The following is a 1,664-nucleotide window of genomic DNA, read 5'->3' as shown; positions in this document are numbered from 1 at the left end:
TATGGGGGTATTTTTCATGTCCAAATCAATGAAAGGGATACCGACAGAGGAGAAAGTAAATCTGGTTGAAAAGTATCTGAAAGGTGAAATAAGTAGAGCGTATGCAGCAAAAGAAGCAAATGTGGATCCGGGTACCATTGCTCTATGGGTTAGACTTTACGAGGCAGATGGCCCTACTGCTTTAATGGATCAGAAGCAGAATAAAAAATATTCGACGGAGCTGAAGCTAAAAGCTGTTACTGAATACCTATCCGGAGTTGGAAGTCAAAGTACAATTTGTAAGAAATACCATATACGTTCACGAGACCAACTCCATCAATGGTTAAAGGTGTATAATTCTCATGGGACTCTCAAATCCACGACTGGAGGAAGTTACATGAGAAAGGCAAGAAACACCAATCCGGAAGAGCGGTTAAAAATAGTCCAGGACTGCCTGACAAACAATAAGAATTATGGGGCTATTGCCCTAAAATACAGGGTTTCCTATCAGCAGGTACGTAACTGGGTGAAAAGGTACGAGGCGATGGGCTCTGCCGGTCTTGAGGATCGACGGGGACGGCGTGCCGGTACGTTACCAGGCAGAACGCCCGAAGAGGAATTACGCGATCGTATTGTTCAGTTGGAACGTGAAAAACTTGACCTGCAGATGGAAAATGACCTGTTAAAAAAAGTAAGGGATTTGGAGAGGGGGCGACGACACTTACTCTGATCAGGCATCAATGCGAATACGAAGCCATTAAGGAGCTTTCTGAAGAGAAGCATTATCCTGTCCATAAACTGTGTAAATATCTGCACATCGCGCGATCCGCTTATTACAGATGGCTTAAATGCCCGAAGAGTAGACATCAGATCGAGAATGAGGAAATTGCTAGAGAAATTCGGGAGATTCACGATGAGCATCCGGATATGGGATACCGCAGAATCCGTGATGAACTTGCAATATATCATGACATCAAGGTTAATGACAAACGGGTTCTAAATATCAACCGGAAGTTGCAAATTCACTCCTGTATAAAGTACAAATCCAAGAGCTGTACTAGGGGTTCTAGCAACCCATACCATATCGCCAATAACGATCTGAACAGGGAGTTTCATGCCGAGGCTCCAAACCAGAAGTGGCTGACAGACGTATCCGAGTTTAAGTACCGCACGGGTACAGAAGTACGTAAGGTCTATCTGAGCGCTATCCTCGACCTATATGACCGCAGAATCGTGGCTTTTAAAATCAGTGACCATAATGATAATCCACTGGTGATGAACACCTTTGATGAAGCTATACAGCTTGAGCCGGACGCACACCCGCTCTTCCACAGCGATCGGGGATTCCAGTATACAAGTAGAGAGTTCTATACGCGGCTTCAGCAGTCGCATATGAAGCAGAGTATGTCGAGAGTGGCACACTGTATTGATAATGGACCGATGGAAGGCTTCTGGGGAATACTGAAACGTGAGATGTATTATGGGCATCGCTTTACTGACCATGATGTTCTTGTAAAGGCAATATCGGATTATATCATTTACTACAACAACCGGCGTTTACAGCGTCGACTGAAGATTATGACACCGATGGAATTCCATAATAATTATCTGCAAGCTGCATAAACACACTGCCCGCCGTAAACCGGCAGGCAGTGTGTATAAATCTTATAGTTTTTCATTGTCCT

2 protein-coding genes are annotated in these 1,664 nt (G+C 44.3%); both read left to right on the top strand.

Translation table 11 applies throughout. The features are described 5' to 3' along the window. Positions 1-709: helix-turn-helix domain-containing protein (locus MJ257_RS24495; RefSeq protein WP_240271784.1), on the top strand; the 709-nt coding region annotated here is incomplete at its 5' end. Continuing rightward, the gene (locus MJ257_RS24490) at positions 706-1,602 is read left to right on the top strand and encodes an IS3 family transposase (RefSeq protein ID WP_275693971.1); all 897 of its coding nucleotides are present in this window, start codon (positions 706-708) and stop codon (positions 1,600-1,602) included. The genes MJ257_RS24495 and MJ257_RS24490, both read left to right, overlap by 4 nt. Positions 1,603-1,664: the final 62 nt, after the last annotated feature.

This window comes from Paenibacillus timonensis (assembly GCF_022427145.1).
Taxonomy (GTDB): Bacteria; Bacillota; Bacilli; order Paenibacillales; family Paenibacillaceae; genus Fontibacillus; species Fontibacillus timonensis.
The sequence above is the reverse complement of the archived record's forward strand: the minus strand, read 5'-3'. Positions and strand labels throughout refer to the sequence as shown.